Source organism: Streptomyces sp. bgisy130 (assembly GCF_057708345.1).
On the sequence record NZ_JBYISA010000007.1, the window covers coordinates 238753 to 256856 of the forward strand.

Consider the following 18104-nt stretch of genomic DNA (forward strand, 5'->3'; position numbering starts at 1 on the left):
GCACACCGAGCCGGCCGAAGTGGAAGGTGGATTCATGATGCGGAGCGTTCCCACGCACACCGACGCGCCGGAGTCCGCGCACGAGGTGATCGTGCTGGGCGTGACGGCGAGCGACGCGCATGCGGTGGCCAACCAGCTGATCGCGCACGGGTTGCGCGCCCACGGCTACACCGTGATCAATCTGGGCGTCTGTACACCCGTCGAGGAGTTCGCCCTGGCCGTGCGGGAGAACCCCGGCGTGCTCGCCGTGGTCGTCGGCAGCCTCAACGGCCATGCCTACGAGGACCTGTGTGACCTCCCGGCCGCCCGCGCCGCGGGCGATCTGGCCTGCCCGGTCATCCTCGGCGGCAACCTGTCCGTGGGCAGTCGCAAGGATCCCGATGCGCTGGACCGGCTGCGACGGCTCGGGGTCGACCACATCCTGTCCGAACTGAGCGATCTCGCCCCGCTGCTGCGTGAACTGGCCCGGCAGGCCGCGCGGTCCCGGCAGCTCCAGACCATATGAACCCGGACATGCACGGCTTCACCGACGCGCACACCGCCCCCGGGCCGGACCTTCCCCCGCCGGCCGAGGCGGTGCACTTCGCCCGCACCCGCGGCACCCCGACCGTCCGTGACGTACTGGCCCGGTCCGTGCAGAACGGGGTGGTGGCCATCCAGCCCCGCTGCGGGGTGGGCGGGCACGCCGAGATGCGGCAGTTGCTGCGCGCGCTCGACACCGGTGCCCAGCCGGATGTCCTGACCCTCACCATTGACTCCCACACCCGGCTCAACCGCTTCGCCCACGCGGCCCGGCTGGCCGGCACCGACCCGGGCGCGCTGAACGGCTATCCGCTCGTGGCGCACGGCTGGCAGCGGGGCCGCGAGCTGGTCGAGTCGGTGTCCGCACCGGTGGAGATCCGGCACGGCTCCCCGGACGCCCGGCTGCTGTTCCAGGTCGCGGTGGCCGCCGGCGCCACGTCGTTCGAGGGCGGCGGCATCTCGTACAACCTCCCCTACTGCAAGGACGTACCGCTCGCACACTCGCTGGCCTGCTGGCGCGAGGTCGACGCGATGACCGGTGATCTCCGGCGCGCCGGGCTGACCCTGGACCGCGAGTTGTTCGGCACCCTCACCGGGGTGCTGACGCCGCCGTCGATCAGCCTGGCCATCGGTGTGATCGAGGCCGCCCTTGCCGCGGCCGAGGGGGTGGGCTGCCTGTCGCTGTCCTATCCGCAGGGCGGGCACCTCGCTCAGGACGTCGCCGCGCTGCGCGCCATTCCCGTGCTGGCCGCGCGCTATCTGCCGGCGGATGTCGAGGTGTATCCGGTACTGCACGAGTTCATGGGCGTCTTCCCGGGCCGGCGGGCCCACGCCGAGCAGCTGATCTTCTACGGGGCGCTCACCGCCCGGCTGGGCGGAGCGGCGAAACTGGTGACCAAGACCTACCAGGAGGCGCTGGGCCTTCCGGACGCCCAGGCGAACATCGACGGGATGCGCCTGGCGGCGGTCGCCAATTCACCGCTCCTGGACTTCGTCAGCGTCGACACGGAACGGGTCGAGGAGGAACTGGACTGGCTGCTCGCCGAGGTGGATGACCTCGTCGCCCCGGTGCTCGGTGCCGCGGACCCGGCCCGGGCCGTCACCGCGGCCTTCGCCGACGGCACGCTCGACATCCCGTTCAGCGCCAGCCGGTACGCCCGTGGGGATGTGCTGCCCTGCCGCGACGCATCCGGTGCGATCCGCTACGCGGTGCCCGGTGCGCTGCCGCTGTCCCCCGCCGCGGTGCACCGGCACCGCAGCAGCCTCGGCCTCGCCGACGGGCCGCACAGCATGCGCACCCTGGTCGACCGGGTCACGCACGACATCCACCACTTCCTGCACCTCTTCAGAGAGATCGAGCCGTGAGCCGCGGCAGGCCCGGTCCGTCCGGTGGCTCGGACGGCTTCGGTGCCCGCACCTCCGGCATGCCGTGAACCGCGCCGGGCCGGATGCGGACCGCCTCCCAGCCCTCCGGCGGCTCGGGGCCCAGGTGGTAGGAGATATGTGATTCCGTCGCCTGGCGCGTGACCTCGCACACCCGCACCTGCCCCCGGGGCGCCATCGCCAGCAGCCGGAAGCCCCGGTCGACCGCGTCCCCCGTGACGGTCGGGACGCCGCTGTGCGCCGGCAGGTACGACAGACAGGCATCACCGGTGACCACGGCGACATGTAACCGGAGGCAGGACGGGTCGGTGCGCAGCCGGCTGCCGTCGAGCCGGTCCCGGAGGGCGAAGGCCGTCCGCACGGCACGGGTGGCGTCGTCCCGGCGCGGGTGGTCGATGCCGAACACGGCGGAGAACACCGGTGCCGTCACCGGCCCCACGGTCCCCCCGTTCTGTGTGGACTGCTGCCGCAGCACCGACTCGAAGTCCGCCATGGCCTGCTGTACCCGGTCCAGATCATGGTCGTCGGACAGCTCGTGCCGCACCCACACCAGGACGACGCTCACCCGGGTGCGGCGGGGCGTCGACCGGAGGTTCGTGCACGGCCGATCGCCGTCCTCCACCCGGTCGGGCACCCCACGGTGATCGCGCCGGTGGTCCCTGCCCACCCGCGACAGCACCCGGCTCACGGACGAAGCGTCACGGGTCTCGGGCGCCTCCGGCCGACGGGTCGTCTGCGGTTCGACGAGGGTCGGCACCCGTGTCCGCTCGGGCGCCTTCGGGTGCTCCACCACCGGCGCGGCCGGCACATCCAGGTGGGGGTCGTGGTCGAGGATGGACCGTTCCAGACGGCGCAGCTCCCGCGACGGCTCCAGGCCGAACTGCTCCACGAGTTCGCTCCTGATGCGCCGGAACACCGACAGTGCGTCGGTCTGCCGGCCGCATCGGTAGAAGGCCACCATCAGCTGGCCGCTCAGCCGCTCCCGCAGCGGGTCCTCGGCGACGGCCGTCTGTAACTCGCCCAGAATCTCGTGGTGGTGGCCGATCGCCAGTCCGGCCTCGAAATAGTCCTCCAGGGCACCCAGCCGCTCGCTCTCCAGACCGTCCAGTTCGGGCCAGTTCAGGTCGCCGTCCGCCAGGTCGGCGAGTGCCGCACCCCGCCACAGGCCGAGCGCCCCGCGCAGTCTGCGCGCCGCGGCGGCATGATCGCCGGCGCGGGCTTCGGCCCGTCCTCGTTCCACGTGCCGGCGGAACAGGAACAGATCCACCGTGTCGGGCTCGACCCGTAGTTGGTATCCGGGAGCGAGCGTCAGCAGGGCCGCCGGGGTGTGCGCGGCCCCGTGGGCCAGATCGAGCCGCAGGCCCCGGACGGCGTTGCCGATCATCTTGCGTGCGGTGCGGGGCGTTTCGTCCGGCCACAGGACATCGAGCAGTTTGTGTGTGGCCACGACCCGGTTGGCGTTCAGCAGAAGGTAGGCGAGCAGCCGGCGTTTGATCACTCCGCCGAGCGGCATGGCCGCGCCGTCCACGCCTGCCTGAAGAGAGCCCAGTATGCGGAAGTTCACTGCAACCTCATTTCCTTCTGGCCCTGCCGAGATCGTTCGGTGGGGGAACCGTCCGCACTTCCTTGAACCCGGCATGAACCGGACGGGCGGTTTGGCAGGTCACGCTCCGTCACATTGCCGGGACGCCCGGTCCGGAGTCCAGCCTTCCGAACGGCCTTTGCCCTTTTGAACAGGCCGGCGCAGACCCCGGGGCACCGCGGGCGGCAACGGACCGTCATGGGGAACGGCACGCCCGTCTCGCCCCGGGCGGTCCATGGCTCAGATGAGGCCGGCGCGGATGGCGTAGGAGACGGCGTGTGCGCGGTTGCGCAGCCGTAAGCGCTTCATCAGGCCGTAGAGGATGTACTTCACCGTGCGCTCCGAATAGCACAACTTGGTGGCGATCTCGGAGAGTTCCCTGCCCTCCGAGAGCAGGCGGAGGACATCGAGTTCGCGGGGGCTGACGCCTGAGGCGGTGAGGCCGCGCGGTGCGAGGACCTCCCGGTGGGTCCACCGGACCTGCTCCATCAGCGCGCCCTGCAAGGTGGGCGGGAAGCTGCCGCCGCCCTCCGCGACGGTGAGCAGGGTGCGGACGAAGGCGGCGGGCGTGAACGCGTCACGCCACAGCACGGCGCGCACTCCCCGGTCGATCGCCGCGGAGACGTCCGCCCGCCAGCGTCGTCCGGCGACGAGGAGGAAGCGGGTGTCGGGCCGGTCGGACAGGGTGCGCAGCTGGTCCAGTGCGGTGGCGTCGACGGTGTCGAAGGCCGCGACGACGGCGTCGGCCTCGTGGATTCTCTCCGGTGGGACCTCCTGGACGCGGTGGTCGTGTTTGAGGGAGCTGACCAGGCCCGCGTGGACCACGACGTCGGGTGAGTGGACCGCCACACACACGGTGCCGGTGAGTATCTGCTCAGCCATTGCGCCTCCCCATCGATCGCCCATGAGGTAGGTGATCGTGCCACGCACTTTTCGGAAACCGGCATTCCGCACGCCTCGATCGCTTAAGGACAGGGAAACCTGGCACGAGTGCCGGGCCTGCGGACCCGACGGGTGGGACCGGTGTGCAGGGCGTTCGTCGCCCCGCCGCCCGCGGCGGACGCACGTTCAGTGGTCGGCGGCGGTCAGCAGGTTGCCGGTGAGCACGGCCGAGACGACCTCGGTACGGGACCGCAGGCCGGTGCGGGCGAACAGCCGGGACAGACGATTGGCGACGGCGTCCTCGCTGAGCCGCAGCACGGTGGCGATCTGGCGGTTCGTGAGCCCCTCGGTCACCAGCGTGGCCAGCAGCTGCTCGTTCTCGGCGGTGGCCTGTCTGCGGCCGGGGACGGTCAGCCCGGCCTCGCGCATCGCGGCCCGGGTGTGGAAGCGGCTCAGCAACGAGCCCGTCTCCCCGTACAGTTCGTACGCCTCGTGCAGCAGCTCCGGGGGGCCCGCGTCCCCGGCCGCCGCCGTCAGCGTGACCGCGGTCTCGAACGGCTGGCACCGCGAGCGGGCCAGGTCCACCGCCTCGTGCAGCAGCTCGCGCGCGGCTCCGGAGCCCCGCTCCCGCACCCGCGCCGCCGCCAGCAGGTACAGCAGCCGGGTGCGTCCGCTGCCGGTGCGCCCGGCGAGTTCCTGGAGGCGCCACAGACAGCCCGCCGCCGCCTCGGTCCGGCCGTCCTCCGCCCGGAGCGTGGCGAGGGCGGCGGCCAGCTCGTCGGTTCCGTAGACATAGCCGCGGGCGTCAGCCTCCCGCAGCCCGTGCCGTAAGACGCGGTCGGCCGCGTCGGAACAGCCCATGGTCCGCAGCACCGCGGCCTCGGCGACGTCCAGGAAGATCTCCGTATGGCCCTCGTGGGTCCCGCGCTCACCGGCGATCAGACGGGCGGCGCCGGCCGGTTTGCCCCGGGCCAGCAGGATGGCGGCCGTCCCCGCGGCGAACAGATGGTGCTGGGGCGCCGCGAGGAACGTCTGGCCCTTCGCGACCAGGCCGCGCGCCAGCGCCAGCGCGTCGTCCCACCGGCCCTGGAGGTGGAGCAGGAGGAAGTGGCTGGTGGGGGGAAGCGCCTCGGGCGGCATCCCGCGGTCCTTCAGCAGGTCCATGGTGCCGCACAGGTCGGCGTTGCCGAGCAACTGGAGGGCGTAGCCGATGGCTATCGAGTACAGCGCCTCCGGGGGGAGGCCGGGATCCGGCGGCGTCTCCAGGGCGCGGGCGAACACGTCGGTCCGGCCCTGCACCAGGTGCCCGACGGCCTGCGCCAGCTCGGGTACCAGCCGGATCCGCGGGTGCGGGCGCCACACCGGCTCCGTCCGCGAGAGCAGGTCCAGCCCCTCCTGCCACCGCTCGGTCATGCACAACGCCAGGGCCCGCGCCGGCAACGCGGCCTCCGGGGGCAGCGGCAGACGGTCCCACCACTCGGCCGCCCCCATCCGGGACAGCTGCGGCCAGTCCTTCACGGAGGTGACCGCGACGACATGGAGGATGGCGAGCTCATGGAGATCCGGGCCGCTGACGACGTCGGAGGGGTCGCGCAGAATCATCTCCGCCGCCCGGCCCGCCGCCGGGTGGTCGCCCACCACCCAGCCGGCCTTCACACACCGCAGCAACGCCAGTTCGCGGGCCGCCGGTTCCTCGGTCAGGCGCAGCGCCGCCCGGAACCACCGCAGCATGCCGCGGCCCCCGGGGTCGGGGTGCAACGCCTTGCCGGCGGCCGTGAGTTCCGCCGCCGCGCGCTCGCGGTCGATCAGCTCGCCCGCGTCGGCGATCCGGTCGGGCAGATACGTCACGGCGTCCGCCTCCGCCAGGAGCTCGGCCGGGCGCCGCGGGACCGTCGCCGCGGCCGCGCCGTCCCGCACCGCCCACAGAGCCTCCACCGCGGCGGCGGAGATCCGGGCGCGTTCCAGGGGCCCGAGCCGTTCCCTGGTGGCGTGCTCCATCAGCGGTGACCGGAACACCCAGCCCCGGGGGCCGCCGCCGTCCCCGCCGGGCAGTTCGTCGAGGAGACCCGCGGCGATCAGGCGGCGCACGGCGTCGCCGACCTCCCCGTCGGACAGACCGGTGGACCCGGCCACCAGCGCCGCCGCCGTCCGGCCGAGCGGCCACAGGATGCTCAGTGCCGCCGCCGTCGTCCGGCACGGTTCGCCGAGCTCGTGCAGCGCCCTCATGAACCGGTCCGCATCGGGCAGTACCGGCACCGGCGCGCCCGCGGCGAGGAAGGCGTGCCCGTCGGCGACCGGCACCGCGTCCCGGCGCGACCACTCGGTGAGCAGCGCATCGGCGACCGCGGGGATCCCGCGGGTCAGCCCGAGGACGCGCTCCACCAGGGCCGGGTCGGGCGCCGCCTGTAACCGCCGCGCCACCATGTCGGCGAGCTCCGGCCGGGTCAGGCGCGGCAGGGTGATCGTCCGCGCCGTGCCCGCCTCGGCCGGCAGTCCGGCGGCCCGGTCCGGCCGGCGGCCGGACGCGGCGTCAGCGGCCCCGCCGGTGTGCCGTACCGACGTGATCACCAGCCGGACCTCCGGGAGGCGACGGGCGGCGAGGGCTCCCAGTACGTCGAGGGATGCCGCGTCGGCGTAGTGCGCGTCGTCCACCACCACGGCCACGGGCGCCACCTGCGTCAGCGCGGACAGCAACGCGTCGGTGAGCGCCGCCCGGTCGCCGCGCTCCGTGGCGGGCAGCACCTCGGCGTCCAGGTCCGCCCGGCCGGCCGCGGGCTGCCTCCCGGTGGCCGACCGGTGCTCCCGCGCGGCGGTGACCACCCGCAGCGCCAGCAGCAGCGGACGGTCCCGGTCCGCGGGCACGCAGACCAGCGGCAGGACCACCTGATCCCGCGCGGCCAGCTGTGTGGCGGCCGCCTGCGCGAACGCGCTGCGCCCCGCGCCCCGTTCTCCGTGGACGAGCACCAGGCCGGGACCGTCCGGGTCGTCCAGGCAGCGCGCCAACTCGGCCAACACCCGTTCGCGGCCCACCAGGCACGCGCTCACACCGTCCCCCCACGTCGCCGTGGCGCCGCGCGCCGCCCCGGTCTCCGCCGGCCGGCCAGTCTCCACGCGAGCTCCTCAACAACGGGTCACCGGCGGGCGTTCCGCCTGGTGCGCGCGACGGGACCGGTGCGCCGGTCCCGTCGGAGCCTGCATTATGGCCGTCCCCCGCGACGACGTCACGATCGGCGGGACGGCCCCGGTCGACGTGGGCCGAAGCGAGTGAGGAGTCCAGTGGAACGCCGTGCATCTCTCGTCGGCAGGGACCACCAAGTCGGCCTGATCGCCGATGCCCTGCGTCCGGCCGGTACGGCGCGGACCCTGCTCGTGACCGGCGGGGCCGGGGCGGGCAAGACCGCCGTGCTGGACGAGGCGCGGCACGCGGCGGTCCGGGCGGGGGCCAAGGTGCTGCGGCTGTCCTGGGAGACCGCCGGCGGGCCGACCGGGGCCGCCGGCCTCGCCGACGCCGTCTGTGAGGTGCTCGCGGAGGTCCGGCACGGCCGGCTCCTGGCCCACATCACCGCCGTGCGCCGGGCGCAGTCGCGCTCCGGTGACGGCGGCGAACTGACGCTGCTGTCCACGCTGGGCGAGACCCTCGCGGACGCGGCCTGCCAGGTGCCGTTCGCCCTCGTCCTGGACGGCGCCGAGCGGATGCCCCCGCCGACCGCGTCCGCGCTCCAGCTGATGCTGCGGGTGTTCCGGCCCGCGGGCCTGCCGGTGGTGATGGCCGGGCGCCCGGTGCCCGGGGGCCCGGCAGGCGCGCCCGGCCTGGCGACGGCGGCCGACCGGGTGCTCGAACTGCCGCCGCTGCGGCCGGAGGACGTCGGCGAGCTCGTCGGACAGCGCCTCGGCCGTCCCGCCGACCCCGCGCTGCTCACGGCGGTGCGGCGGTCCCTCGGCCCGCTGGCCGGCAACCCCGCGGCGGTGCTGTCGGTGCTCACCGCGCTGGACGAGGACGACGGCCTGGTCGACCTCGACGGCCGTACCTGCCTGGCCGGACGGGAGGAGGACCTGCGGCTCACCGTGGACGCGGAACCGCTGCAACGGGTCACCGCCGACGGCACGGACGCCGCCGTCGTCCTGGCCCGCCTCCTGCACCGCGCCGAACTGCGGCTGGCGGACCTGCACAGCCTGATCCCGGCGTGCGCGGTGTTCGCGGCGGACCTCGGCCGGACGGTGGACCGGCTGGTGCGGGAGCGGGCGTTGACCCTCGACGGGGACGGCCGGCCGGCCTTCGCCGTCCCCGCGCTGGCGGCGGCGCTGCGGACGCTGCCGTCCCGACGCGACGTCCGCACGCTGCACGCCGCCGTCGTGCAGACGGTCGCCGAGCGGCTGGGCCCCGCCACCGCGGGCGCCTGCCATCCGCTGCTGGCCGACCACGTCGCGGCCGCGGGTCCCGCGCTGAACGACGGTGTGGCGGTGCCGCTGCTGCTGGCGGCCGCCGCCAAGGACGCCCGGTCCCACCACCCGCGGGCGGCGCGGGCCTACCTGTCCGCGCTGCGCCGCCTGCCGCCCAACTACCCGGCGACGCTGGGCGTGCTGCGGGAGGCCGCCGAACTGGCGCTGGGGTGCGGCGACCACGCCGGCGTCCTCGCGCTGGGCGAACCGATCCTCGCCGGCCTGCGGGACCCCGGCCCCACCGACGGCGGCGGGCTGGAGTTCGCCACGCTCGCCTGGGGGCTGTCCGCGCTGCACGAGCACCGGCCGCCCTGCGACGACGGCACCGTGCCCCGGGAGGTGTTCGCGCGGATGCCGCGGGCGGCGCTGCTGGCCGCGCTCGGCGGCCGCTACGGGATCGGTCCGCTCACCCCGGGGCCGCCGTCCGCGGAACCCTCCCCGGAGAGCGGCCGGCTGCCCGACGGGCACGGTCCGCTGCCGTCCCGGGCCGAGCTGCGGACGCTGGCCGCCGCCGTGGGCGGCCACGAGGAGCTGGCGCGGGCCGTCCAGGGCCTCCGGCGGGAGGAGGCTTGCGATGCGGCCCTCGGACGGCTGCGTGATGCCGCGGCCTACGGTGACCTGGCGGGCGCCTTCGATTCCGTGCTGGGCGAACGCTCCATACGCGCGGACCACAGCGCCGCCGGCCGCTACCACGCCATGGTCCGTGACTACCTGGCCGGGCGCTGGGACGACGCGCTGTCGGCGGCCCGCGGCATCGAGCGCCGCGGCGGGGTCTGCGGCGGGCCGGGCACCAGCCAGTTGGCCCGGGCACTGGCGGCCGAGATCCACTGCTTCCGCGGTGACCTGGTACGCGCCCGCGAGTGGCTCGACCGCATTCCCGGCACGGTCGTGCACCCGTTGGTCGCCCGCGCCCGGCTGGGGGTGCGGTACTGGTCGGGGCAGCGGGACGCGGCGCTGGAGGAGGCGTGGGAGGACGTGCGGCGGGCGCGCGGCAGCGGGCTGCTCACGGGGGCCGAGAGGGTGCTGCTGCGCATCCTGGAGTTCGCCGAGGAGACCCGGCCGGAGCAGGCGCGGCAGGCCCTGGAGCAGCTCACGGCACTGCACGCGGAGGTGGACACGGCCATGACCCGGGAGGCGCTGCTGGTCGCCCGCGGGGTGCTGGACCGCGACGCGGACGGCACGCACGACGCCTACCGCTCGGCCGAGCGGCGGGGCGACCGGCACATGATGCTGTACTGCTGCCAGGTCCTCGCCGAGGTCGGCGACGATCCCCAGCCGTGGCTGGCCGAGGCAGCCCGGCACACCCACCTGCTGTCGCTGGGGCGTCCCGGGCGCGTGCTGCTCGGCCGGTCGGCGCAGCGCCGCAACGTGCCGCTGCCGAGGGGCCGTTCGGCCCGTGAGGGGCTGAGCGAGGCGGAGGTGCAGCTGATCGGCATGGTCGGCGAGGGCGGGACCAACCGGCAGATCGCGGCCCGTCTGGCGTGCAGTGAGAAGACCGTCGAACAGCGGCTGGCCCGGCTGTTCCAGCGCACCGGCCGACGCTCGCGGGTGGAGCTGGTGGCGGCCTGGCTGGAAGGGAGTCTGTCCTTCATGGCGTGAGCAGCGAGCGGCCGGCCAGGGCAGCGGCCAGGGCCCGGGTGTGCCCGGGAAAGGCGAGCTCCACCGCTTCGCCGAGCACCGAGCAGCCCTCGGTCTCGGCCGTGCGCGCCATCTCGGGCAGTCCCGCGGCCGCACGCGTCGGCAGCAGCGCGAAAAGCTCCAGGGTGTCCCGAGTGCTGTGCGCTCCGAAGAGACGCACACCGTGCGCCGGGGCCATGAGCCCGGTCTCCTCCCGGAGTTCGCGCACGGCCGCCTCCTGCCAGCTCTCCCCGACTTCCAGGTATCCACCGGGCAGGGCCCATCGGCCCCGCCCCGGCGGGAGAGCCCGGCGGATCACGACGATGCCCCGGGAGCCGTCCTCCTGTGTCACGGGCTGGACGGCGACCGCGGCCGGCAGCGGGTTGCGCCAGAGCGTCTCCTCACACGCGGGGCAGTGCAACGGCCAGCTCGTGCTGTCCGTGTAGGCGTGGCCGCAATACGGGCAGTGCGCGATACGGCGCCCGTGCGTGAATCCCATGAACGCCTCGTTTCATGCCGGGGCCCGCATGAGGAGCTGCGGCGGGCGGGGCCGGTAAGGGTGCCGTCGTACCCCGGCGGCCCGTAGGAAGTATCGAATTCTCGGACGGCTCACACCGTAACGATCTCCGGAGAATTCCCGGTTAATCGGCCGGCTATCGCCCGTGGTCCACGGCGGTTCCGCGTGATTCCCGAGTGATTCCGGCACCGCCCCTAGAGTGCTCCGCGTGCCGAGCCGAGGCCGCAGGAGTACCGCCCTGTGAGGGACTGAGAGAGCTCTTCACCAGCACGCCTCGGCCGTCCATGGTGACCCCCTTTTTTCTGACCGTCAGCGTCATCGAGAGGGGCCGAATACCCCCGCTCCACAGTTTCTTGGCGTCCGGTAGCTGATTCGTCCGAGCAAAGGAACAAGGCATGGAACAGCCCGCCTTCGCATCCTCCGAAGCCCTATGTGCGGCAGAGCGCGAGGTCACGCACGGAAGCTTCCGGGCGTCGCCGTCCGACCCCCACCTCGCACCCAGGGAACGGCTGCTGGGCAACGCGGCGCCCCTGCACGGTCCGACAGCGGCCCCCTTGCGGGAGCAGGAGGCGGACGTCCGCGGCCTGCACCAGGAGATCACCGAGCAGCTGTGGCGTCAGGGCCTGGCCGTCGTTCAGCTCGACCAGCCGCTGTCCGCCGAGCGATTCATGACACTCGGCGAGGGCTTGGGCACCGCGACCCCGGAAACGGATCCCGCGGTACAGCCATTCGTCCAGGACCACGTCATCCTCAACCTCCGCAGCCGGCACGCGCCCACGGCGGAGGTGTCGCTCCAGCCCTTCGCCCGCAACTCGCTCTCCCTGCACTCCGAGAGCAGCGGTGCCGAGGTGTCGAGGCAGCCCCGGTACATCGTGCTCATGTGCGTCCATCCCGGCGACGAGACCGCGCACGCCCGGACGGTGCTGGTGCCCATGCGGGAGGTGGCACGCCGGCTGTCGCCCGGCACCCTGGAGCTGCTTTCCCGTACCGGCTACCGGGACAGTCCGGCGGCGCCGCCCCTCGCGCGCCATGTCGACGGGCGTTGGGTGTTCTCCTTCCGCGACTTTCTCGATCAAGAGCTGCGGTGGACGCACGACCGGCCGGACACCGACCCCGAGACGGTCAACGGGGCCCTGCGCGAGCTGCTGACCGCCATGTACGCGCCCGAAGAGGCGCTCGCGGTGCGCTGGCGCCGGGGGCTGCTCGTCGTGATCGACAACACGTACTACTTCCACGGCCGGACCGCCGGTGCCGCGACACCCCCGCGAGAGCAACGGCACCTCCAGCGCCTCCGCATCCGCTAGGAGCCGAGTCGCCCGCGCCGGACCCCCACCGAAGGCCACTCCCCACCACTCCTTGCGAGAAGCCGATGACACTTTTCGACTCCCCTCTGCTGCCGCGTCCTTCGCACGCGTCGCAGGACGCCCTGGCGATGTCCCGGCGGGCACCCCGGCCCGCCGGGTTATCCGACAGGTTCGCCACCCATATCGACGAGCGGGTGCTGGACGTCTTCGCCCGGGCCCGCCGCCCCGACGATCCCCTGGAACTGCGCAACCTGTGGCTGGGCCGCGTGGAGAACGAACTGGGCAGCCACGCGCACCATCCGGCACTGGCCGAGCAGTGGCGGGACAGCCGCCGGCTCCGCTCGGTCGAACCGGAGCAGGTGCTGGGCTCGCGGGCGACCGTCCGGTTCGTCAAGGAGCTGTTCAACTGGTACTTCCGTGACGACCTGTACGGCGATCTCCGGGACAACGCGCAGTACATCCTCTCCGGCGGAGCGGTGGACGAGGAACGGTGGGGTCTCCCGCAAAGCCTGAAGGAATGCGTCCGGTTCGCTCTGGACCGCGACTGGTACGGCTACTCCGACTCGCGGGGGCGCTACCCGGCACGCGAGGCGATCGCCGCGTACGAGACCGCCCGGCTCGACGGCGTGCGCTACGGGCCCGAACACGTGGCCATGACCATGGGCGGGACCTTCGCCGTGAGCACGCTGGCGGACTTCGTCCTCCACGACGTCGCCCCGTCCACACCACCGGCGCTCTGCGCGATCCCCAACTACCCGCCCCTGGTCGAGACGATCGCCCGCCGGCACGGCATACAGCTCGTCCCCCTGGACAGTGCGCACGGGCAGACCTCCATCGAGCCGCTCCTCGCCGCGCTCACGCCCGACACCCCGCTGGTGATGCTCCAGACCGTGGGCAACCCCACCGGGGCGGCCGTCACGGAGGAGGGCCTGCAACGGCTGATCCAAGCGGCCTCCCCCTCCACCGTCATCGTCCTTGACGAGTGCCATGAGTGGCTGGGCGCCTACGAGGAGCGCTCCGCCGCGCGCGGCGCGCCCAATGTCGTCCGGGTCTCCAGCCTGTCCAAGACCTGGTCGGCGCCGGGGCTCAAGGCGGGCTGGTTCCTCGCCGATCCCGCCTTCATCGCCGAGTACTACGAGTACGCCTCCTCCTCGTTCGGCGGGCCGCCGTCGTTCTTCTACACGATCGTGGAAGTGCTGGCGCGCATGGAGCGCTGGCTGATCACCGGCCTGGACGAGCCCGGAACCGCTGAACTCAAGGAGTTCGAGGCGTCCTACGGACTCGACGTGGAGCGGCTGCGGCACGCCTACCGCACCTACCGGACGGAGCGGCTGCGCAGGGCCGAGGAGCTCACCGTGCTCCGCGACGCGGCCACCGTCCGCCTGGCGGAGACCCCCGCGCGGGTGCTCACGCCGCGCTTCTCCATCAACACCGCGCTGGAACTGCCCGGCTGGGACGACTCCTACCGATGTTTCCGGGACGTGCTGCGGGAGACGGGGGTGTCCCTCTTCCCCGGCATCCTCACCTTCTGCTTCTCCGGTGCCGTCATGCGGATCACCACCGCCCGTCCCTGGGAGCAGCTCGCACCCGCTCTGGACCGGCTGGGATCCCATCTCACGACCAGGGCGGCCCGGTGACGTCCTCCCCCCACCACGAAGAGCGAGGGGCCGCATGAACTCCTGGCCCGTACCGGACGGCAGGCACAAACTCGTCCTCGGCATGGTGCACTTGGCGCCCCTGCCCGGCACTCCCTTCCATCAGCCCGACACCCTCCCGGAGATCCTCGACACGGCGGTGGCGTCCGCCCGGGCCCTGTACGACGGCGGGGCGGACGGCTGCCTCATCCAGACGGTCGACCGGGTCTACAGCGTCGCCGACGAGTCGGACCCGGCACGTACCGCCGCGATGGGCCTGATCACACGCGCGGTCGTGGAGGCGACCGGCGGGGCGTTCCGCGTCGGTGTGCAGATGATGCGCAACGCCACCAGGGCATCGCTCGCCGTGGCACAGGTGGCCGGGGGCGACTACGTCCGGGCCGGCGCCCTGGTGGGGCAGACCCTCACCGCCCACGGCATGGTGCGGCCCGATCCGCTGGAGGTCATGAGCTACCGCCGCTCGCTCGGCGCGGAGCGGGTCGGCATCGTGGCGGACATCGACTCCATGCACTTCACCTGGCACGGAGGGGAAAAGACCACCGCGGAGGTGGCGCGCGCGGCCCGCACCGTCGGCGCGGACGCGGTGTCGCTCTCGCACCCTGACGAGCACACGGCACTGCGCATGATCGCGTCCGTTCGCGAGGCCGTGCCCCACCTGCCCGTCATCCTGGCCGGACACACGCACCACGACAACGCGGCACGCTTGCTCGCCGCCGCGGACGGGGCGTTCGTGGGCACCTGCCTGGAACGTGAGGGCTGGGGCGGCACGGTCGATACCGACCTGGTGCGGCGCTACGTCGACATCGTCCGGGAGGCCGAGCGATGACGCCCGCACACCGCCCGGGTCCCGGCCCGGCCGGACCGCCGCAGCTGGAGCCGGAGGTGGTGCTCCGTCAGGTGCGGTGCCTCGCCGACGACATACGGGCCCACGCCGCGCCCTTCGCCGAACAGGTCCGAGACCTGCCGGGCTCCCTGGGCCTGGCAGACATCGAGTCGGTGGTCATCGTGGGCAACGGGGACAGTGACCATGCCGCCCGGGCCGTCGAGATGGCCTTCCGGTCCCTCGCCGGTGTGGACTGCCGGCCGGTGAGCGCGCTGCCCTTCACCCACTACCGGCAGTCCGCTGCCCCCTCCTCACCGGCCCGCGTGCTCACCCTCGCGATCTCCGCCTCGGGCAGCAGCCCGCTCGTGGTCCGGTCAGCCGAGCAGGCGAGGGCGGAGGGGGGAGCGGTCGTGGCGCTCACCGGAGGAGCGGAAAGCCCGCTCGCCCGGGCCGCACACGGCACCGTCCAGCTCGCGCTGCCCCGCCAGGAGCCGTCTCCGGGCGTACGCACCTACCAGGCCAGCCTCCTCGGAGCGCTGCTGCTGGCGATAGCCCTGGGGCAGGCGCGTGGACATCTGGACCGCGCGACGGCCGGCCTCCTGCGGGACGAACTCGGCACCCTGGCCGACGCGGTCGAAGCCACCGTGGGCGAGAACATCGGGCGGACCCGGGAGATCGCCGACCGGATCGCGCATGCGCCGGTGCTGACCCTGCTCGGTGGCGGACCGTCCCATGGCAGCGCCCTGTACAGCGCGGCGAAAGCCATCGAGACCTCCGCCGTCTTCGCCGTCGGCCAGGACCTGGAGGAGTGGTGCCACGTCGAGCGGTTCGCCGGCCCGCGCGATCTCCCGGTCTTCGTGCTGGCCCCGGACGGCCGCTGCTCCGGGCACGCCCGCCGGGTCGCCCAGCGCGCCGCCGAGCTGGGACGACGGGTCATCGCTGTCGCACCCGCGGACCACCTCGGCGGCCTCCACGCCTGGGCGGAGCTGCCCGTCCACGGGCAGGTGCGCGAGGAATTCTCCCCGCTGCTCTACCACTTGTTCGCCGCCCCTCTTGCCTGTCACCTCGCCCAGTGCCTGAACCGTGTCCCGTTCGCCGCCGGCCGCGCCCCGCACGCCCCGCCGGCTCCGGCACGCCACGAGGCGGCCCGCCGCTCCCGCCCCTTCCCACCCACCACTCCCGAGACAGTGAAGGAAGAAGCACCATGACCGAGACCACCCACAGCCTGCCCATCGAAGAGACCATCGACATTCTGCGCAAGGAGCTGCACCACCTCCCCGCGGCGGAACGCGAGGCCAAGGCGGTGCAACTGCTGTCGGTCCTCGGCCGCGCGAAAGCCACGGAGGCTTCGTCGCTCCCGTCCCCCGAAGAGCCCGGCCTCCGCCGCTCGCCCCTGCTGATCTGCGACTGGGCCGCTGATCTCGGGCTGGACGGGACGACCCAGCAGCTCGGCATCACGGTGGCCCCCGGCCCCACCCGGGTGTCGAAGACCGACGACGCCACCGGACGCTCGCTGCTCTCCAGCGGTCATGTCGGTGCCGACATCCTGCACGTTCCCGCCGGCAGTGGCTTCGCCCCGCACACCCACCCCGGGGACCATCTGCTGTTCGTCCTGGCGGGCACCGGCACCATTGCCGTCGCCGGGGAGATCGTGGAGACACGTCCCGGACAGGTCTACATGGTGGAGGGCGCCCTCACGCACGCGGTGGGCGCGGTGACCGACCACATGATCCTCGCCGTAGGCGCTCCGCACCGTCACCTGGACAGCCCCGAACGGCAGGAACTCACCGCGTACACCGCGCTCCTGGGTGATCTCGGCCGGATCACCTGCCGCATCTGCGACATCGAGGGCGCCAGCGGCGAGGAGCTCGCCGCGAAGGGCTGCCCGCACTCCCCGCACCGGCTCGGCTGAACCCTCGGGTCGTCGCACCACCTGCCAGCTCCTGACCCGAAACCACCTGGAAAGCAGGGCCCACGATGTCGCAGAACACCCTCACGCTGCCCTTGACCGACCCGCGCACCGGCCGGGAGCGGTGGTCCCTCACCGTCGGCCGCGAAGCCGAGACCCGTGCGGCGGTGGCGGCCGCCCGCGGCGCCCAGCCCGGCTGGGCCGGCCTCACTCCCCGGGAGCGGGCGCGACGCCTGCTGCGGTTCGCGGACCTCATCGAGGAGAACGCCGCTTCGTATGTGGCGGCCGAGCAGGCCGGTACCGGGAAACCCGACGCCGAGGCACAGGGCGAGGTCGAGAACTGCGCCGATCTGCTGCGGTTCTACGCGGGCGCCCAACGTGCCGACACCGCACCCGCGGGCGGCCGTCGGATACGCGGCCGCGAGAGCTGGGTGCGCTGGGAGCCCATGGGCGTCGTCGCGGCGATCGTGCCCTGGAACTACCCGCTCATGATGGCCGCCTGGCGCATCGCGCCGGCGCTCGCCGCCGGCAACACCGTCGTGCTCAAACCCGCGCTGACCACTCCGGACACCGCCATGCTGCTCGCCCGGGACGCGGCCACCGCCCTGGTCCCTGACGCGCTGGTGACGGTACCGGGCGACCGTGACACCGGGCGGCTGCTCGTCGCCGAGGACATCGACATGGTGGCCTTCACCGGCAGCGAGGCCGGGGGCCAGGATGTCGCCGGCCGGGCGGCACTGCACCGGGTCAGCCTGGAACTGGGCGGCAACTGCCCCGCCCTGGTGCTCCCGGACGCGCCCGACGACACCTGCGAGGAGCTGGTCCGGGCCGTCACGTACAACGCCGGTCAGAGCTGTGCCGCGCCGGCCCGGGTGATCACCCTGCGGGAGAACTACGACCGGACCGTCGCCGGGCTGGCCAAGGCGATGAGCAACCGGCGCGCCGGAGCCGACTTCGGACCGCTCAACAACGCCGACCAGGCGGCGCGTTACGACCGCATCGTGGGAAGCAGCGCGGCGGCCATCGACCATGTCGGCGACATCGCGGCCCAGCGGGGACAGGAGAACGGCTTCTGGCGGCCCGGACGGATCCTCGCCGATCTGGCGCCCGACGACCCGGCCGTGGTGGAGGAGGTGTTCGGCCCGGTGCTGACGGTCCAGGCAGTGGACACCGTCGAGGAGGCGGTGGCCCTGGCCAACTCCGTACGGCAGGCACTCGCCGCGAGCGTCTGGGGATCCGACACGGCCACCACGCTCGCCCTGGCCCACGAGCTGAACGCCGGGGAGGTCTGGGTCAACTGCCACCTGGACCAGAGCCCCGAGCTCCCCCACGGCGGCCGCGGCAGCTCCGGGCACGGCACGGACATGAGCGTCCTCGCCCTCACGGAGTACCAGCGTCCCAAGACCGTCACCGTGCGCCTCCACACGCACTGACGCCCCCGGCCGGGCCCCTGCCCCCGGCCCGGGTCCG

The 18104-nt window shown here is 73.5% G+C and carries 13 protein-coding genes; 9 read left to right on the plus strand and 4 right to left on the minus strand.

Translation table 11 applies throughout. The annotated features are described in order from the left end of the window. The first annotated feature begins 34 nt into the window (after positions 1-34). Complete coding sequence (locus AC3EUV_RS12810; RefSeq protein WP_432145485.1) at positions 35-505, plus strand: cobalamin-dependent protein; 471 nt, start codon at positions 35-37, stop codon at positions 503-505. An 8-nt stretch (positions 506-513) separates the two neighbouring features. Beyond that, complete coding sequence (locus AC3EUV_RS12815) at positions 514-1887, plus strand: methylaspartate mutase (protein WP_435602929.1); 1374 nt, start codon at positions 514-516, stop codon at positions 1885-1887. Here the strand turns inward: AC3EUV_RS12815 and AC3EUV_RS12820 are convergent. The 3 genes from AC3EUV_RS12820 to AC3EUV_RS12830 all read right to left on the minus strand — a co-directional run bounded on the left by AC3EUV_RS12820 (position 1868) and on the right by AC3EUV_RS12830 (position 7480). Further along, the gene (locus AC3EUV_RS12820; RefSeq protein WP_432145487.1) at positions 1868-3469 is read right to left on the minus strand and encodes a BTAD domain-containing putative transcriptional regulator; all 1602 of its coding nucleotides are present in this window, start codon (positions 3467-3469) and stop codon (positions 1868-1870) included. The genes AC3EUV_RS12815 and AC3EUV_RS12820 overlap by 20 nt on opposite strands. Before the next feature lie 258 nt (positions 3470-3727). Continuing rightward, positions 3728-4369, minus strand: coding sequence for a helix-turn-helix transcriptional regulator (locus AC3EUV_RS12825; protein WP_432145488.1), 642 nt, complete (start codon positions 4367-4369; stop codon positions 3728-3730). A 186-nt stretch (positions 4370-4555) separates the two neighbouring features. Further along, positions 4556-7480: an AAA family ATPase gene (locus AC3EUV_RS12830; protein WP_435602930.1), complete on the minus strand. Its 2925-nt coding sequence runs from the start codon at positions 7478-7480 to the stop codon at positions 4556-4558. 165 nt (positions 7481-7645) lie between these two features. On the opposite strand from AC3EUV_RS12830, the gene AC3EUV_RS12835 reads away from it, so the two are divergent. Next, a complete protein-coding gene (locus AC3EUV_RS12835; protein WP_432145490.1) occupies positions 7646-10408 on the plus strand; it encodes a helix-turn-helix transcriptional regulator in 2763 nt (920 codons plus the stop codon). On the opposite strand, the gene AC3EUV_RS12840 is transcribed toward AC3EUV_RS12835, so the two are convergent. Beyond that, a complete protein-coding gene (locus tag AC3EUV_RS12840; RefSeq protein ID WP_432145491.1) occupies positions 10398-10925 on the minus strand; it encodes an NUDIX domain-containing protein in 528 nt (175 codons plus the stop codon). The genes AC3EUV_RS12835 and AC3EUV_RS12840 overlap by 11 nt on opposite strands. A gap of 413 nt (positions 10926-11338) precedes the next feature. Between AC3EUV_RS12840 and AC3EUV_RS12845 the strand changes: the two genes are divergently transcribed. The 6 genes from AC3EUV_RS12845 (at position 11339) to AC3EUV_RS12870 (ending at position 18067) form a co-directional block, all read left to right on the plus strand. Beyond that, positions 11339-12247 carry a TauD/TfdA family dioxygenase gene (locus AC3EUV_RS12845; RefSeq protein ID WP_432145492.1) on the plus strand — a complete coding sequence of 303 codons (909 nt, stop codon included), beginning with the start codon at positions 11339-11341 and terminating at the stop codon, positions 12245-12247. 65 nt (positions 12248-12312) lie between these two features. Beyond that, positions 12313-13884 (plus strand): pyridoxal phosphate-dependent aminotransferase, encoded by a 1572-nt coding sequence (locus AC3EUV_RS12850; protein WP_435602931.1) that lies wholly within the window; start codon positions 12313-12315, stop codon positions 13882-13884. Positions 13885-13918: 34 nt separating this feature from the next. Beyond that, entirely contained in the window at positions 13919-14728 is an 810-nt protein-coding gene (locus tag AC3EUV_RS12855) for a BtpA/SgcQ family protein (RefSeq protein WP_432145494.1), read from the plus strand. Next, on the plus strand, positions 14725-15933 hold the full coding sequence (locus AC3EUV_RS12860; RefSeq protein WP_435602932.1) for an SIS domain-containing protein: 1209 nt from the start codon (positions 14725-14727) through the stop codon (positions 15931-15933). Before AC3EUV_RS12855 ends, AC3EUV_RS12860 begins: the two co-directional genes overlap by 4 nt. Then, the gene (locus AC3EUV_RS12865; protein ID WP_432145496.1) at positions 15930-16637 is read left to right on the plus strand and encodes a cupin domain-containing protein; all 708 of its coding nucleotides are present in this window, start codon (positions 15930-15932) and stop codon (positions 16635-16637) included. The genes AC3EUV_RS12860 and AC3EUV_RS12865 overlap by 4 nt, the downstream gene beginning before the upstream one ends. Positions 16638-16702: 65 nt before the next feature. Then, positions 16703-18067 (plus strand): aldehyde dehydrogenase family protein, encoded by a 1365-nt coding sequence (locus AC3EUV_RS12870; protein WP_435602933.1) that lies wholly within the window; start codon positions 16703-16705, stop codon positions 18065-18067. Positions 18068-18104: the final 37 nt, after the last annotated feature.

Excerpts from the sequence above, each read along its gene's own strand:
- AC3EUV_RS12810 (WP_432145485.1), top strand. The coding sequence starts at position 35 with ATGATGCGGAGCGTTCCCACGCACACCGACGCGCCGGAGTCCGCGCAC.
- AC3EUV_RS12815 (WP_435602929.1), top strand. The coding sequence starts at position 514 with ATGCACGGCTTCACCGACGCGCACACCGCCCCCGGGCCGGACCTTCCC.
- AC3EUV_RS12825 (WP_432145488.1), bottom strand. The coding sequence starts at position 4,369 with ATGGCTGAGCAGATACTCACCGGCACCGTGTGTGTGGCGGTCCACTCA.
- AC3EUV_RS12840 (WP_432145491.1), bottom strand. The coding sequence starts at position 10,925 with ATGGGATTCACGCACGGGCGCCGTATCGCGCACTGCCCGTATTGCGGC.
- AC3EUV_RS12845 (WP_432145492.1), top strand. The coding sequence starts at position 11,339 with ATGGAACAGCCCGCCTTCGCATCCTCCGAAGCCCTATGTGCGGCAGAG.
- AC3EUV_RS12850 (WP_435602931.1), top strand. The coding sequence starts at position 12,313 with ATGACACTTTTCGACTCCCCTCTGCTGCCGCGTCCTTCGCACGCGTCG.
- AC3EUV_RS12855 (WP_432145494.1), top strand. The coding sequence starts at position 13,919 with ATGAACTCCTGGCCCGTACCGGACGGCAGGCACAAACTCGTCCTCGGC.
- AC3EUV_RS12860 (WP_435602932.1), top strand. The coding sequence starts at position 14,725 with ATGACGCCCGCACACCGCCCGGGTCCCGGCCCGGCCGGACCGCCGCAG.
- AC3EUV_RS12865 (WP_432145496.1), top strand. The coding sequence starts at position 15,930 with ATGACCGAGACCACCCACAGCCTGCCCATCGAAGAGACCATCGACATT.
- AC3EUV_RS12870 (WP_435602933.1), top strand. The coding sequence starts at position 16,703 with ATGTCGCAGAACACCCTCACGCTGCCCTTGACCGACCCGCGCACCGGC.